The 15,016-nt window shown below is 59.1% G+C and carries 10 protein-coding genes; 4 read left to right on the top strand and 6 right to left on the bottom strand.

Going from position 1 to position 15,016, the window contains the following annotated elements; translation table 11 throughout:
- Positions 1 to 186 precede the first annotated feature (186 nt).
- From grcA3 to I4W09_RS06550, 4 genes are all read right to left on the bottom strand, one after another.
- A complete protein-coding gene (gene grcA3 / locus I4W09_RS06565) occupies positions 187 to 438 on the bottom strand; it encodes an autonomous glycyl radical cofactor GrcA3 (RefSeq protein ID WP_006234861.1) in 252 nt (83 codons plus the stop codon).
- Positions 439 to 523: 85 nt separating this feature from the next.
- Positions 524 to 2,575 carry a formate C-acetyltransferase gene (gene pflB / locus I4W09_RS06560; RefSeq protein ID WP_195543963.1) on the bottom strand — a complete coding sequence of 684 codons (2,052 nt, stop codon included), beginning with the start codon at positions 2,573 to 2,575 and terminating at the stop codon, positions 524 to 526.
- Positions 2,576 to 3,041: 466 nt separating this feature from the next.
- Entirely contained in the window at positions 3,042 to 4,061 is a 1,020-nt protein-coding gene (locus I4W09_RS06555) for a 2-keto-3-deoxygluconate permease (RefSeq protein WP_230318716.1), read from the bottom strand.
- Positions 4,062 to 4,169: 108 nt separating this feature from the next.
- On the bottom strand, positions 4,170 to 4,919 hold the full coding sequence (locus tag I4W09_RS06550) for an SDR family NAD(P)-dependent oxidoreductase (RefSeq protein WP_006234857.1): 750 nt from the start codon (positions 4,917 to 4,919) through the stop codon (positions 4,170 to 4,172).
- A 252-nt stretch (positions 4,920 to 5,171) separates the two neighbouring features.
- On the opposite strand from I4W09_RS06550, the gene I4W09_RS06545 reads away from it, so the two are divergent.
- From I4W09_RS06545 to I4W09_RS06530, 4 genes are all read left to right on the top strand, one after another.
- Positions 5,172 to 5,621, top strand: coding sequence for a MarR family winged helix-turn-helix transcriptional regulator (locus I4W09_RS06545; protein ID WP_196033011.1), 450 nt, complete (start codon positions 5,172 to 5,174; stop codon positions 5,619 to 5,621).
- Positions 5,618 to 7,987, top strand: a complete 2,370-nt coding sequence (locus I4W09_RS06540) for an ABC transporter ATP-binding protein (protein ID WP_196033008.1) — start codon at positions 5,618 to 5,620, stop codon at positions 7,985 to 7,987. Before I4W09_RS06545 ends, I4W09_RS06540 begins: the two co-directional genes overlap by 4 nt.
- A complete protein-coding gene (locus I4W09_RS06535) occupies positions 7,987 to 9,843 on the top strand; it encodes an ABC transporter ATP-binding protein (protein ID WP_196033005.1) in 1,857 nt (618 codons plus the stop codon). The genes I4W09_RS06540 and I4W09_RS06535 overlap by 1 nt, the downstream gene beginning before the upstream one ends.
- A gap of 577 nt (positions 9,844 to 10,420) precedes the next feature.
- Complete coding sequence (locus I4W09_RS06530) at positions 10,421 to 11,452, top strand: 3-deoxy-7-phosphoheptulonate synthase (protein ID WP_022094323.1); 1,032 nt, start codon at positions 10,421 to 10,423, stop codon at positions 11,450 to 11,452.
- Between the two features lie 491 nt (positions 11,453 to 11,943).
- Here I4W09_RS06530 and I4W09_RS06525 read toward each other — a convergent pair whose 3' ends face one another.
- Together I4W09_RS06525 and I4W09_RS06520 are read right to left on the bottom strand one after the other, a co-directional pair.
- Complete coding sequence (locus I4W09_RS06525) at positions 11,944 to 14,145, bottom strand: ABC transporter permease (protein ID WP_196033002.1); 2,202 nt, start codon at positions 14,143 to 14,145, stop codon at positions 11,944 to 11,946.
- Positions 14,135 to 14,920: an ABC transporter ATP-binding protein gene (locus I4W09_RS06520; RefSeq protein ID WP_006234847.1), complete on the bottom strand. Its 786-nt coding sequence runs from the start codon at positions 14,918 to 14,920 to the stop codon at positions 14,135 to 14,137. The genes I4W09_RS06525 and I4W09_RS06520 overlap by 11 nt, the downstream gene beginning before the upstream one ends.
- Between the last annotated feature and the right edge of the window lie 96 nt (positions 14,921 to 15,016).

The following is a 15,016-nucleotide window of genomic DNA, read 5'->3' as shown; positions in this document are numbered from 1 at the left end:
GAGTTCCGCCTACAGGGTGACTACACAGGACCCCCGCCGGGCCTCTTTGGGTTACTTTCCAAAACATTTCCGCAGGACGCAAAGGGCTCCGCCGCGCGAAGCGCGCAGCGGAGCCCTTTGCATGTCCGAGGACGTTTTGGAAAGTAACCCAAAGCGGCCCGGCAATCCTGCGGGAGTTGAGTCCCTTTAGAACTTGTCGTGGAAGGTACGCGCAATGACCTCGTCCTGCTGCTCCTTGGTGAGCGTGTGGAAGTTCACGGCATAGCCGGAAACGCGGATGGTCAGCTGCGGGTACTTCTCGGGGTGAGCCTGAGCGTCGAGCAGCGTCTCACGGTTGAAGACGTTGATGTTCAGGTGGTGGCCACCCTTCTCGGCGTAAGCGTCGAGCATGTGGACCAGGTTATCGGCCTGAGTCTCGGAAACTTCAGAAACCTTCATAATGTGTCTCCTTCGATCGATAGGCGCCGGCCGAAACCGGCGCACTAATCAGTAATCGTTATTGTTAGTATAGCACTAACAATAGTTACTCGCCCAGCTGATCAAGGTCGATATCGCCAAAGAACACCTGGTCCTCCTTGCCGAGCGCACTCGGGATGATGGAGAAGGTGTTGGAGATGCCGTCCTGAGCATCGCGGAACGGGAGCTTGGAAACCGAAGACAGCGAAGCGATGGCGCCGTGGCTATCGCGCTTGTGCATGGGGTTAGCACCCGGGGCGAACGGCTGGCCAGCCTTGCGGCCGTCGGGCGTGGAGCCGGTCTTCTTACCGTACACGACGTTGGAGGTAATGGTCAGAACCGAGGTCGTGGGCACGGAGTTGCGGTAGGTGTCGTTCATGCGGATGTACTCCATGAACTGGTGCACAACGTCGTGAGCGATCTGGTCGACGCGGTCGTCGTCGTTACCGTACTTGGGGAACTCGCCCTCGGTCTCGAAGTCGACGATGATGCCGTTCTCATCACGGACGGGGTGGACCTTGGCGTACTTGATGGCGGACAGGGAGTCAGCCACGACGGAAAGGCCAGCGATGCCCGTAGCGAACCAGCGGTGCACGTGCTTGTCGTGCAGAGCCATCTGGATGCGCTCGTAGCAATACTTGTCGTGCATGTAGTGAATGATGTTCAGCGAGTTGACGTACACGCCAGCGAGCCACTTCATCATGTCGTTGTACTTGGCCACAACGTCGTCGTAATCGAGCGTATCGCCCTCGACGGCGCGATACTTGGGGCCGACCTGCTTCTTGGAGACCTCGTCAACACCGCCGTTGAGTGCATACAGCAGGCACTTGGCAAGGTTGGCGCGAGCGCCGAAGAACTGCATCTCCTTGCCAATGCGCATGGAGGACACGCAGCAGGCAATGCCGTAGTCGTCGCCATGATAGACGCGCATGAGGTCGTCGTTCTCGTACTGGATCGAGGAGCTGGCGACAGAAGTCTTGGCGCAGAACTTCTTGAAGTTCTCGGGCAGACGGGTCGACCACAGAACGGTCATGTTGGGCTCGGGGCTGGTGCCCATGTTCTCGAGCGTGTGCAGGTAGCGGTAGCTCATCTTGGTAACGAGCGTACGGCCGTCAACACCCATGCCGCCGATGGACTCGGTGACCCACTGCGGATCGCCGGTGAACAGGGCCTGGTACTCGGGGGTACGGGCAAACTTGACCATGCGGAGCTTCATGATGAAGTGATCCACGAACTCCTGGATCTGCTCCTCGGTGAAGGTGCCGTTGGCAAGGTCGCGCTCAGCGTAGATGTCGATGAACGTGGAGGTACGGCCGATGGACATAGCGGCGCCGTTCTGCTCCTTGACGGCAGCAAGGTAGGCGAAGTACATCCACTGGATGGCCTCCTGCGTGTTGGTAGCAGGGTTGGAAATATCGAAACCATAGGTCTCGGCCATCATCTTGAGCTCGCCGAGGGCGCGGATCTGCTCCTGCAGCTCCTCGCGATCGCGGATGTTGTCGGCGGTCATGACCGTCGGAGTGGAAGCCTTCTGGGCCTCCTTGTCCTTGATCAGGTAGTCGACGCCGTACAGGGCAACACGACGGTAGTCGCCGATGATGCGGCCGCGGCCATAGCCATCGGGCAGACCGGTGATGATGTGAGCCGAGCGGCAAGCACGCATCTCGGGGGTGTAAACATCGAAGACGCCAGCGTTGTGGGTCTTGCGCTCGAAGGTGTAGCGCTCGACAACGTTCTCGTCGACCTTGTAGCCGTGCTGGCTGGCAGCCTGGCAAGCGATGCGGATACCACCGTTGACGTGCAGCGCGCGCTTGAGCGGCTTGTCGGTCTGGAGGCCAACAATGGTCTCCTTGTCGCGATGGGCATTATCGATGTAGCCAGCGGGGTGGCTCACGATACCCGTGACGGTCTTGGTGTCCATATCGAGGACACCACCCTGCTCGCGCTCCTTAAGCAGCAGGTCGAGAACCTCGCCCCACAGCTCCTTGGTACGCTCGGTCGGACCTACGAGGAACGACTCATCGCCCTCGTAGGGGGTGTAGTTCTTCTGGATGAAGTCTCGGACGTCGACCTCTCCCGTCCAGATACCTTCCTTGAAGCCTTCCCATGCCTCCTGCATTGTGTAACCACGCTCCTAGTTACGTGTAATGCGGCGCTCTCTCACACCGCTGCTTATTGAATTCTTGAATTTTCGGCTTGCACTACCGGCTTCTTCCGTTCTTCACCACACGTTGGTGCAGGAAAAACGTTTGTCCACCTTGGAACTACAACCCAAAACCCAAGATTTCACCCGTTTGAGAAGGATAACATAGCCACCCCCTTCATCAGTGCTGTTATATGTTCCTTTTTTTCTACCATTAGGACGTTTTTAACAAATCCGCAGGAAATGCGAGCGCGAACAACTACCGTTCACCGATTTGTTTGGTATTTTTCCTTGCCTTTGTACGACGTTCACTCTAGCTGTTATGCCAGCTTTAGCAGGGTAAAGTGTCCCAGAGACCCTACAGAAACTGCAGGGCGGCCACGGGATCCCCCGTGGCCGCCCTGTGGCGTAGCTAGTTTTTAGCTTTGATTGCCGCTTGGCATTAGGCGGCTGCGGCGGCCTTGTCGGTCGTTGTCTTGCTATCGCCGTTGCCCTGGCCCTCAAAATGCTTGTAGCACCAGCTGGTGACCAGCGGGGTCAAAATAGCCGTCACGATTGCGCAGGCAGCAACCTGTGCCGTAGCCGTCGCGAGCACCGCACCGCCATACAAGGCCTCGTTGACGCTTGCCATGGCAGCAGGCGTGGCCACATTGGCTCCGGCGCAGCTCGAAATGGCCGCACCTGCGACACCCGTACCGCCCGTGAGCTTATCGACCGCGATAACGGGAATTGCAAAGACCACCGAGCAGATCACGCCGAGCAGAATACCGGGGAGACCGCCATTAATGAGCTGGCCAAAGGTCATGGTCGAGCCCATGGCAAAGAAGACGAGCACGATGACGGCGGAAAGTGCCGGTGCCATCATCTTCTTAAAGCTCGGGAAGAGGTTGCCCAGAATAATGCCGACGACGATCGGTAGGATGGCGCCCACGAGCGACCAGCCGATCGGAGCCTGACCGGCAGCGCCGAGCACGATCATCGTGACCGGAGGGCCGACAACCAGCGTGGTGATGGCGACGGCGCCACGCTCGGCCTCATTGCCCATGGTGCCCATCAGACCAGCGTACATAGCGTTGTTGGCGCCGGTGCAAGCCGCCAGCATCACCATAGCAGAGATGCCAAACAGGTTGTCGTTGAACACATAAAGGATGAGCAGCGACACGGCAACGACCACGATCTGCTTGACGGCGATGATGATGGCGCCGCGTGCAGCGGCGGCAGGAGCACTCTTAAACGAAATCGTCGTACCGACGATGAGCAAAAAAGCGCCCACGAGCGGGCCTGCGCCCTGCTGGGTCATACCAAGCGTAAAGCTGCCGAGCGTTTTGAACAGGTCGGGGAATAGCGTGTTGAGCAGGCAGCCCAGCAAAAGCGGCACCAAAATATTGGCACCCGGGATGGAGGACATCTTAAAGAACGGCTCCTTTGCCGCCGGCGCCTCCACCGCAGTCGATTCACTCATATATATCTCCTTTGGATGCATGCGAATCGTAGCCGCACGCGCCTATGTCAGAAAGAAGGCGACGGTCCCGAGTCGCAGGAGCCGTCGCCGAATAATCATCGCGGGGTATTACCCGTCCAGGACGATGCCGCCGTCGCAGTCACCGATCTCGCCGTTCACGAAGCTGGCGAGGTCGGAAGCGAAGAACAGCACCATCTGCGCAGGCTCGCTGGCCTGGGCAGCGCGGCCCAGAGGAATACCGTTGATGATGCGCTGAGAGTTCTCGTCAGAGAGAATCGAGGTCATATCGGTCAACGTGAGCGACGGGCACACGGCGTTGCAGCGAACGCCAAACTTGCCGCCCTCCTTGGCGACCGCCTTGGTAAGGCCGTTGACACCGGCCTTGGAGCTGGCGTAGGCGGCTGTGCCGAGCAGGCCGCCGCCGATCTTGCCAGCAACGGAGCTCACGTTGACGATAGTGCCGGCATGCGCCGCCTTAAAGTGCGGGTACACGGCGTTCATCATAGTGAAGGTACCGTTGAGGTTGATATCGATAGTGCGGCGCCACTCGGTGTCATCGATCTCGTCGAACTTCTTGGTGCTGATGACACCGGCGCAGTTGATCAGGATGTTGGTTTGCGGCAGGTCCGTAAAAATCTGCTCGACGGTCTCGCGCGCCTTGGGTGCATCAGCGACATCGAGCTGATAGAACTTGTTGCCCTCGCCAAGCTCGGCCACCGCGGCCTCGCCCTTAGCAGCGTTCCTTGCGATGAGCGCGACGTGTCCGCCGCCCGCGACGATGCCCTTGGCGATCTCGAGGCCAATGCCCTGAGTGCCGCCCGTGACAATCGCGGTCTTGCCCGTGAAGTCAAATGCCATGACTCCATCCCCCTTTAATTTAGGTGTCTCCTTGCGGGAAGTTGGAGCATCGCACGTGGCGATTATATGAGTCCCAGTCGTCATGGTGGTGACAACCCCTCGCCTAACCGCGTGTATAATAGTTATTTGAAACGCTTCATCAATTGAATGATTTTAAGTCTTAATGAGCTCTTAATATTGCCCACTGTATGAGGCCCGCGTATTGGGGTATCATCTTCCACCGAAAATAGTTTCTAGTGTTAGGGGTTTTCGGTGGAAGATACCGATTTCCGTGAGCTTGGGCGTCAGCTCCTTACCGAGTTCGGCAGCATGCATCAGCGCATTTCGCGCTTTGCGGACAAAGCCCTCGGCGGCGAGATGGCCGTCATGCGCGCCCTCATGCGCGCCGGCGGCTCGCTCACGCCGAGCGAACTCGCCGATCGTGCCTGGGTCTCGAGCGCCCGCATCGCCAATATCCTGCGCGCCCTCGAGGCCAAGGGCTGGATCGAGCGCGAGCACTCAAAGACCGACCGTCGTCGCGTACACGTCACGGTGACCGACAAAGGATTCCAGGATCTCGAAATCAAACGTCGGGAATTCGAGGACCGCACCGCGGCCTTCCTCGAGCAGCTTGGCGAAACAGATACCCAAGAGATGGTGCGCCTTCTTAGACGTGCCAACGAAATTATCGACCGCAATCAAGAAAGGAGAGATGCCGAGTGAGGATTCTCAAGCTCTTTAAAAAACATGTCCCGGCACTGTTTGCAGCTATCGTACTTATCGTAATCAGCTGCAACGCCGATCTGGCACTGCCTACCTATATGAGCGACATCGTCGACGTGGGCGTGCAGCAAGGCGGCATCGCCTCGCCCGTGCCCGACACCATTCGCGCCAAATCGCTCGACGACCTCGAACTCTTTATGAGCACCAAGGACGCCAAAGCTGTGGAGGCCGTGTTTGGCAAGGCGGACAATAACGGCATTCGAACGTACAAGGGCACCGAGGAGGAGCGCGCCGACGGCGGCAAGATTGCCGACATCATGAGCCTCCCCGAGACTGTCGTCCTTTCGTTCAACCAGGGCATCGATGCCAACTCCATGGGCGACATGACCGGCGCATCTACCGAGGCAAGCGATGGCGGCGCCGCTCAGGCCATGCCCACGCCCGAGCAGATGGCGGCGATGACGCCCGAGCAACTCGCCGAGATGCAGCAGAAGGCCGCTGCGGCGCAGAACATGCAAAAACAGATTGATGCCGACGGTGGCAAGATCACCATGAAGAGCCTGCGTCTAGGCGTTGAAGGCGGCCTAATCGACCAGGGCAAGCTCGTCGAGGGCGCCAACGATATGGCGGACAAAATGGGCTCCATGTCGGGCTCCATCGTGACCCAACGCGCCGTGAGCTATGTGCAAGACGAGTACAAGGCGCAGGGCATCGACCCCGCCGACGTGCAGAACGCCTACCTGAGCCACATGGCGACCACGATGTTTGGGCTGTGCCTGGTGTCGCTCGTCGCCACCATTCTGACCGGTGCCGTGGCGTCGCGCACCGCCTGCTCCATCGCCCGCGACCTGCGCCGCGAGACCTTCAACAAGGTTATGCACTTCTCGCCGGCCGAGGTGGGCAAGTTTAGCCAGGCCTCGCTCATCACCCGCTGCACCAACGATATTCAGCAGATCCAGATGGCCGCAACCCTGTTTATCCGCATGTGCCTGATGGCCCCCGTCATGGGCATCGTCGCCGTCATGCGCGTCCTGGCCAACCACACCGGTCTGGAGTGGACCATCGCCGTGGCCATCATCGCGGTTTCGGCCGTTGTCGGCGTGCTCATGGGCCTCACCATGCCCAAGTTCAAAAAGATGCAGAGCTTTGTGGACCGCGTGAACCTTACCGCCCGCGAGCTGCTCGACGGCCTTATGCCCATCCGCTCGTTCAACCGCGAGGAACATGAGCTCGAGCGTTTTGACAAGGCTTCGCTCGACCTGATGACCACGCAGCTCTACACCAACCGCGCCATGAGCTTTATGATGCCGCTCATGATGCTTGTCATGAACTGCATCACCGTGCTTATCGTCTGGTTTGGCGCGCAGGGCGTGTCCGACGGCGTGATGCAGGTCGGCAACATGATGGCGTTTATCTCCTATACCATGCAGATCGTCATGGCGTTTATGATCCTCACCATGGTTTCGGTTATCCTGCCCCGCGCCGAGGTCGCAGCCGAGCGTGTGGAAGAGGTCATCACTTGCCCCACGAGCATCAACGACCCTGTCTCGCCCAAACTGCCCGTGGCCAGCGCGCCGCGCGGTGAGCTCACCTTCCGCGACGTGAGCTTCCAGTATCCCGATGCCCGCGCCGATGTCATCAGCGGCGTGAACTTCACCACGCATGCCGGTCAGATGCTCGGCATCATTGGCTCCACGGGCTCGGGCAAGTCCACGCTCGTGCAGTTGATTCCGCGCCTGTACGACGTCACGGGCGGCAGCATTTCGCTCGACGGCATTGACGTGCGCGACATGACCCTTTCCGAGCTGCGCCGTCGCATTGGTTACATCCCGCAGCAGGGGCGTCTGTTCTCGGGCACTGTCGAGAGCAACCTCAAGTTTGCCGGCGACATGGTAAGCGATGACGACATGCGCCAGGCCGCGCGCATCGCCCAGGCCGAGGACTTTATCGCCGAACGCGAGGGCGGCTACGACTCCCCCATCAGCCAGGGCGGCTCCAATGTTTCGGGCGGTCAGCGCCAGCGCCTGGCCATCGCCCGCGCGTTGGCCAAAAAGCCCGAGGTCGTGGTGTTCGATGACTCGTTTAGCGCGCTTGACTACAAGACCGACGCGCGCCTGCGCGAGGAGCTGGCCAAAAACGTCACCGACGCCGCGCTCGTGGTCGTGGCACAACGCATCGCGACCATCATGCACGCCGACCAGATCATCGTGCTCGACGACGGCCACGTGGTGGGCACCGGTACGCATGAGGAGCTGCTGCGCAGCTGCCCGGCGTACCTGGAAATCGCACAGTCGCAGCTTTCCGCCAAGGAGCTGGGACTTACCCAAGAAGAGATTGCAGCCGTCATGGAAGGAGGCGAGCGCTAATGGCAGACGAGACCAAGACCCAAATTCCCAAGCCCACCCGTCAGCGTGGACCCATGGGCCGCATGGGCGGCATGCGTCGCGGCGAAAAGGCCAAGGACTTTAAGGGCACCATGAGGCAGCTGCTCGGCTATATCGGCCAGCACAAGGTTGCCGTGTTTGTCGCCGTCGCCTTTGCCGTATGCTCGGTCATCTTTAACATTGTGGGACCCAAGGTACTCGGCCAGGTTACGACCAAGCTGTTCGAGGGCCTGGTTGCCAAGGTCAACGGCACCGGCGATGTCGACTTTAACTGGATCGCCAAGACGCTCGGCTTTTTGCTCTGCCTGTATCTGGCGAGCTCTGCCTGCAGCCTGATCCAGGGCTGGCTCATGACCGGTGTCACGCAAAAGATCTGCTACCGCATGCGCAAGGAGATTGCCGCCAAGATTGCCGTCGTGCCGATGAGCTACTTCAACGGCCACAGCAAGGGCGACGTGCTCAGCCGCATCACCAACGACGTCGATACGCTGGGTCAGTCGCTCAACCAGAGCGTGACGCAGCTCATCACGTCGGTGACGCAGATTATCGGCGTGCTCGTCATGATGCTGTCGATCAGCCTGCCGCTCACCGGTGTCACCGTGCTCACGCTGCCGGCCGCCGCGATTATCTTAATGGTGATGATTCACTTCTCGCAGCCGTACTTCCGCGAGCAGCAGCAGGTCCTAGGCACCGTCAACGGCATTATCGAGGAGGATTTTGCCGGCCAGAACGTCATTCAGGTGTTCGACCGCGCCGAGGCCTCGATCGAGGAGTTCGACCGTCAAAACGACCGCCTCTTTATTAGTGGCTGGCGCTCGCAGTTCCTGTCGGGCCTGATGATGCCGCTCATGAGTTTGGTGGGCAACATGGGCTACGTGGGCGTTGTCGTGGTGGGCGCACAGCTCGCACTGACCGGCAACGCCACGCCCGGCGACATCCAGAGCTTTATCCAGTACGTTCGCAACTTTACGCAGCCCGTGCAGCAACTGGGCAACGTGAGCAACACGATGCAGTCGATGGCAGCCGCCACCGAGCGCGTCTTTGAGTTCCTGGCCGCGCCCGAGGAGGAGCAGAAAGCCGACGCGCAGATTCCCGAAAAGCGCCCCGGCCATGTGGAGTTTGATCACGTCAAGTTTGGCTATACGCCCGACAAGACCATCATCCACGACTTTAGCTGCGAGGCGCAGCCCGGCCAGACCATCGCCATCGTCGGTCCTACCGGCGCCGGCAAGACCACGCTCATTAAGCTGCTGCAGCGCTTCTACGATGTGGACGGCGGTTCGCTGCGCGTCGAGGGTGTCGACGTGCGCGACTGGGACCGCGCGGCGCTGCGCGGCGAGTTTGCCATGGTGCTGCAGGATACCTGGCTGTTTAACGGCACCATCCGCGAGAACATCCGCTACGGACGCCCCGATGCAAGCGATGCCGAGGTCGAGGCCGCTGCACGCGCCGCACGCTGCGATCACTTTATCCATACGCTCGCCGGCGGCTACGACTTTATGATCAACGAGGAAGGCACCAACCTGTCGCAGGGCCAGCGCCAGCTCGTGACCATTGCCCGTGCCATTTTGGCCGACCGCCCGGCGCTAATTCTGGACGAGGCAACCTCCAACGTTGACACTCGTACCGAGGAGCTTATTCAGCGTGCCATGGATGCGCTGATGCAGGGCCGTACCAGCTTTGTTATCGCGCACCGCCTGTCCACGATCCGCAACGCCGACGTGATCTTGGTAATTCGCGACGGCGATATCGTCGAGAAGGGCACGCACGACGAGTTGCTCGCCCAGGGCGGCTTCTACGCCGATCTGTACAACTCGCAGTTCGACGAGGCGGCGTAAATTCTGCCGCGGGGAACGAATAACGCCCGAGAACGGGGGCGCAGGACAACCTGCGCCCCCGTTTTTGCTCTGCGGCCCTCAAACCGTCTCCCCTGGGACCTGATTGGCAGCCCCTTCGAGGCCCCGTGGGCAAAAAAGGGCAAATATGAGTACTGTTACCTTTTTAGTAACAGCCAAAACAGCCCCAAATGCCGTTTTCACGGCTTACACGCGTCCCTAAATTGATCAAACAGCCCTATAGCGGACTTATATGTGTTTGCGTTAATAAACATATTTTGCTGTTATGTCTATTATTTTGCGAAGGCAATATGATACCAAGATAGCAACCGTACTCATATTTGGCATTTTTTGCCCACAGGGTATTTCCTGGGGAACTGACAACAGCCTTAGGGTCCCGCGCGGCGCCGCTCCCTCCCGGCATTCGCCGACGTTTGCCCAGATAAAACCTGCCAAAATAAACCTGTCTCTTTTTGGTAGGTTTCGGGGTGACAAGGGCTTGCACTTTAGCGTGCGACAGCGGATAATGCCGAGCATTCGACAATGTTCTCGTTGCCATCAATTGATTGAGGAGGCCCCTATGGCCATGGAATTCAAACGCAGGCTGCCGATCCCTATGGAGATCCGCGAGGAAATGCCGCTTTCTGCCGAGCTTACCGCCAAAAAGCAGGCATTTGACGCCGAGGTCGCCAAAGTCTTTACCGGCGAGGACGCGCGCAAGGTGCTCATCATCGGCCCGTGCTCTGCCGACCGCGAGGATTCGGTGCTTGAGTACATGAACCGACTGGCCAAGACCGCCGAGGAGGTCAAGGACAAGCTCATCATCATTCCGCGCGTCTACACCAATAAGCCGCGTACCAAGGGCACCGGTTACAAGGGTCTTCTGCACAACCCTAACCCCGAGGCGCCCGACGACCTGCTCGAGGGCGTCAAGGCCATCCGCCACATGCACCTGCGCGTTATTGAGGAAACGGGCTTCTTTACCGCCGATGAGATGCTCTACCCGTCCAACTACCAATACCTCGTCGACCTGCTGAGCTATGTTGCCGTGGGCGCACGCTCGGTCGAGAACCAGGAGCATCGCCTGGTGTCGAGCGGCATTTCGGTACCCGTCGGCATGAAGAATCCCACTGCCGGCTCTACCACCGTTATGCTCAACTCCATTTACGCCGCGCAGGCGCACCAGAGCTTCATCTTCCGCAACTGGGAGGTCGAGTGCGACGGCAACCCGCTCGCACACGCCGTTATGCGTGGCTACATCGGTCTCGATGGTCGTACCTACCCCAATTACCACTACGAGCACCTGGAGCGCCTGGCCGAGCGCTATACCGAGCACGCCGGCTACGCCAACCCGGCGGCGGTCATCGACTGCAACCACGACAACTCGGGCAAGCGCCCGCTGGAGCAGTACCGCATTTGCAAGGAGGTGCTCGACAGCTGCCGCCGTAACGAGTCCATCTCTAAGCTGGTCAAGGGCTTTATGATCGAGTCCTACCTGGAGGACGGCAACCAGCCGGTCGACGGCGGCGTCTTTGGCAAGTCGATCACCGACCCGTGCCTGGGCTGGGAAAAGACCGACTACCTCATCCACGAGATCGCGGAGCGGGTGTAGGTTACGGCGTTTTACCAAACGCCGTAACGGCTCGACGCTGCGCGGGCCGCACCTGGACAATCTGACGTTCAACTTCAAGGGCGCGACCAGAAGGTCGGCGCCCTTTCGTTTGATGTGGCAGTTAGGGACGCTCCTTTTCTGCCGGCAGTCAGGGACATTCCTTGGGGTAGTCATTGGGGACGTTCTTGTTTGACTAGTCGTTTAAGAACGTCCCCAACGACTACCCGGGGGAGTTGCCTTCCCTCGTGGCGGTCTTCTAGCAGAAAAACCAAGTGAGTAGGCTTTTTGCAGGAGGCCGAGCACGCCCCAAAACGCCACAGCTCTGACCTGCAGTTTTATAGATCATTTGTCACGATGTGCTCGGCAGGTTCAAAAAAGTCTACTCACTTGTATCTGAGACGCACCAGATTGGCAAAAACCGCCGCGAAAGGGCCCCTGGTCCCTTCGCGGCGGTCATACACCTCTAATTTTGCGACGGTTTTGCCCGCTTGTTACTCGCTGTAGCGGGTGGCGATGGCAGCTTGTACCATGCCGGTGCTCATGAGGTAGGTCACCAGGAAGTAGCCACCGTATGCTGCCAGGAAGATTGCACAGGTGAGGCCCACGGTACCGCCAATGCTCATATTTCCGAAAATGCTCACCAACTCGATGATCACCTTAAGTGCCACAAAGGAGTGCGCCAGGCCCACTGCCAGCGGGAACAGGAAGAATACCGCTTGCTGCGCCATCACCGAATGGCGAATCTGGCGGTCGTCGCAGCCGATCTGTGCCAGTACACGATAGCTGCGGCTGCCGTCGGCCACGTTGGAGAGTTGCTGGATCGACAGAATCGCCGCGCATGCAACGACCAATACAAAGCCGATGTAGATGGCTAGATAGCTAATAAGACCGTTCATTTGCGCTGCTTGCGCGTACATCTCGGAGCGTGTGATGAAGGTTCCCCACGACCCCGGCTCCTTGCCGTCAACGAGCAGATTGTCGAGCACAGTGTATTTAATGCTCTCGTCTGCCTCAGTCGTATCCATCCCCTGTTTGTAGTTAACGAGCAGGCTACTGGAATACGGCTGCAGATTAAGTTGGGACAACAGCTCGTCGGAAACGACGACGGTACCCGGATTGCTGCCCATCGCCGAGTTGGCGATGGCCGCCGTATCTTCGTCCGACTTATCGGTTGCGGGCTTGAGCTCATGCCCGCCCAAGGTAAGGGCATGGCCGCCAGCCATATACTTGGTGTACATGTCGACCAGCTCGCCGCCCATATCACACGTGAGCAGATACTGGTCGTGACCGATGTGCACCGGCTCCTCGCCCATCATCTGACGCAGTTTGTTGTACTGACTCGCCGGCGTCACATACAGACCCATCGCATCGGCATTGCTACCCCCGAACGCCTTGGGAAGCTTTTCGCCCATGATCTTGCACATCTCACTTGGGGTCACCGAAGGATTCGAGCCGCCAACTGGGTAACTCAGATACGAATCGATCTGCACATGCTCACCGGCAACATCGGCGATATTGACCTTCTTGCCGGTCTCGTCGTTGTTGCCCGCCGACTTGCCCTTACCGTGCCATGCGGGGTACAAATCGACCGTACTATCGGCCAGCACCATGCGATCGGCTTCAGACGGATTGACATACTCTTTGTAGTAGTCGAGCGTATCGGGCGTGTAATAGGCATACGTCTGAGACACGTCAACAGGGTTATAGCGCTCCAGGTTTTCGTTCATCACGTTGGCAATCGACATACCGCACGTCACCGAGGTGATGGCCAAAAACAGGAGCATCGCGATGACGCCCATCGAAAAGCACACCGTGTTGACCTTGGCCGCAAGCTGGCGCACGGTAAACATGTTGAGGCCGCGCCAATACACGCCGCGCAGGCTCTGCAGCAGCTTGATGAGCATGCCCGAGAGTCCCCAGAACAGGGCAAAGGTGCCCACGGTAACCATAGCGGTCGTAATACCAAACTGGTTCATGGCCTCTTGCAGCTTGCTGTCCGTCGCGGTTAGCGGGAACCCATCACGTAGCAGACGGTAATAGGCCACGCCCACAAGCACCACGCCCACGGCAAAGATGGCAATCGCAATCCAGGGGTTGCGTGTCTTGATGCTCTCGTTGCGACGCTCGGCACCCATAAGCTCGATGAGTTTGGTACGACGCACGGCGCGAAGGTTCAGCAGTAGCGTGAGCACAAACATTACGAGCATGCAGGCAAGGGTCAGATTGAACGCATGCACCGAGAAAAAGAAGTGGAAATTGGCAATCTGCGTCTTAAAGAGCGAGGCCGTAAAGAACGTCATGAGCTGGGAGAGTCCCACACCCAGCACAATGCCGGCGACAAAGGCCACGACCGAAACGATCACCGTCTCGAGCGCCATAATCGTGGCGACGCGCCCGCGCCCCATGCCGAGCACCTGGTACAGGCCAAACTCCTTCTTGCGGCGTTTCATGATGAAGTTATTGGCATACACCATCAAAAAGGCCATGACACCGGCCAAAAAGTACGTCAGGTCGCCGAGCATGCTGCCCATAACCTGTGCCAAGCCCTTTTCATCGATGCCGGCGATGTCGACCTGCATCGAGATGGTGTTAAAGGCATAGAAGACCGTGACGCCCAGGGTGAGCGTCAAAAGGTAGACGAGGTAGTCGCGGCCGGCACGGCGAACGTTGCCCCAAGCGAGTTTACAGAGCATCGGAGCCCTCACCGCCCATCATGGCAACGACCTCCATAATGCGGTCGAAGAACTCTCGGCGGTCGGTGTCGCCACGGCGCAGCTCGGTGAAGATCTTGCCGTCGCGGATAAACAACACGCGGCTCGTGTAGCTGGCAGCAAAGCTGTCATGCGTGACCATGAGCACGGTGGCGCGCAGGCGGCGATTGAGGGCCTCCAGGCTCTCGAGCAGCAGGCGGGCGCTCTTGGAATCGAGGGCGCCGGTGGGCTCGTCGGCCATGATCATGGTGGGGTCGGTGACGAGCGCGCGAGCCGCGGCAACGCGCTGCTGCTGACCGCCGGACATCTGGTAGGGATACTTGTCGAGCACCTGACTGATGGAGAGGCGCGCTGCCACATCCTGCACGCGGGTTGAGATCTCTGCCGAGTTTGTGCGGGCGATGGTGAGCGGCAGGGCGATGTTCTCGCGTGCCGTGAGCGTATCGAGCAGGTTGGAGTCCTGGAAGATAAAGCCGAGCTCCTCGCGGCGGAACTGCGAAAGCTTAGCCTGCTTCATGCGTGTTACGTCCTGCCCGTTGATGCGGATCGTGCCGCTCGTGGCGCTATCGATGGTCGAAACGCAGTTGAGCAACGTCGACTTGCCCGAGCCCGAGGCGCCCATGATGCCAACAAATTCGCCGCGGTTGACGGTAAAGCTGACGTCGTTGAGCGCACGGGTCACGTTGCCCAGCGCTCCATATACCTTTTCGAGATGCGCGACCTCCAGTACCGGGGTCGCCATGTGCGTGGTTTGCATACCGAGTCCTTTCTTGCGATTAGTCTACGGCATCTATAGTCGCAAGAAGACGAGTCGGCTACCATCGATATGGCTTACGCTTGCCTTACCGTTGTG

The organism is Collinsella aerofaciens (assembly GCF_015670795.1).
Lineage (GTDB): Bacteria > Actinomycetota > Coriobacteriia > Coriobacteriales > Coriobacteriaceae > Collinsella > Collinsella aerofaciens_Q.
Note: the sequence above shows the minus strand (reverse complement) of the source record. Positions and strands in the feature narration are given on the sequence as shown.

Coding starts and splice junctions, on each gene's coding strand:
- grcA3 (WP_006234861.1), bottom strand. CDS start 438: ATGAAGGTTTCTGAAGTTTCCGAGACTCAGGCCGATAACCTGGTCCAC.
- pflB (WP_195543963.1), bottom strand. CDS start 2,575: ATGCAGGAGGCATGGGAAGGCTTCAAGGAAGGTATCTGGACGGGAGAG.
- I4W09_RS06555 (WP_230318716.1), bottom strand. CDS start 4,061: ATGAGTGAATCGACTGCGGTGGAGGCGCCGGCGGCAAAGGAGCCGTTC.
- I4W09_RS06550 (WP_006234857.1), bottom strand. CDS start 4,919: ATGGCATTTGACTTCACGGGCAAGACCGCGATTGTCACGGGCGGCACT.
- I4W09_RS06535 (WP_196033005.1), top strand. CDS start 7,987: ATGGCAGACGAGACCAAGACCCAAATTCCCAAGCCCACCCGTCAGCGT.
- I4W09_RS06530 (WP_022094323.1), top strand. CDS start 10,421: ATGGCCATGGAATTCAAACGCAGGCTGCCGATCCCTATGGAGATCCGC.
- I4W09_RS06525 (WP_196033002.1), bottom strand. CDS start 14,145: ATGCTCTGTAAACTCGCTTGGGGCAACGTTCGCCGTGCCGGCCGCGAC.
- I4W09_RS06520 (WP_006234847.1), bottom strand. CDS start 14,920: ATGCAAACCACGCACATGGCGACCCCGGTACTGGAGGTCGCGCATCTC.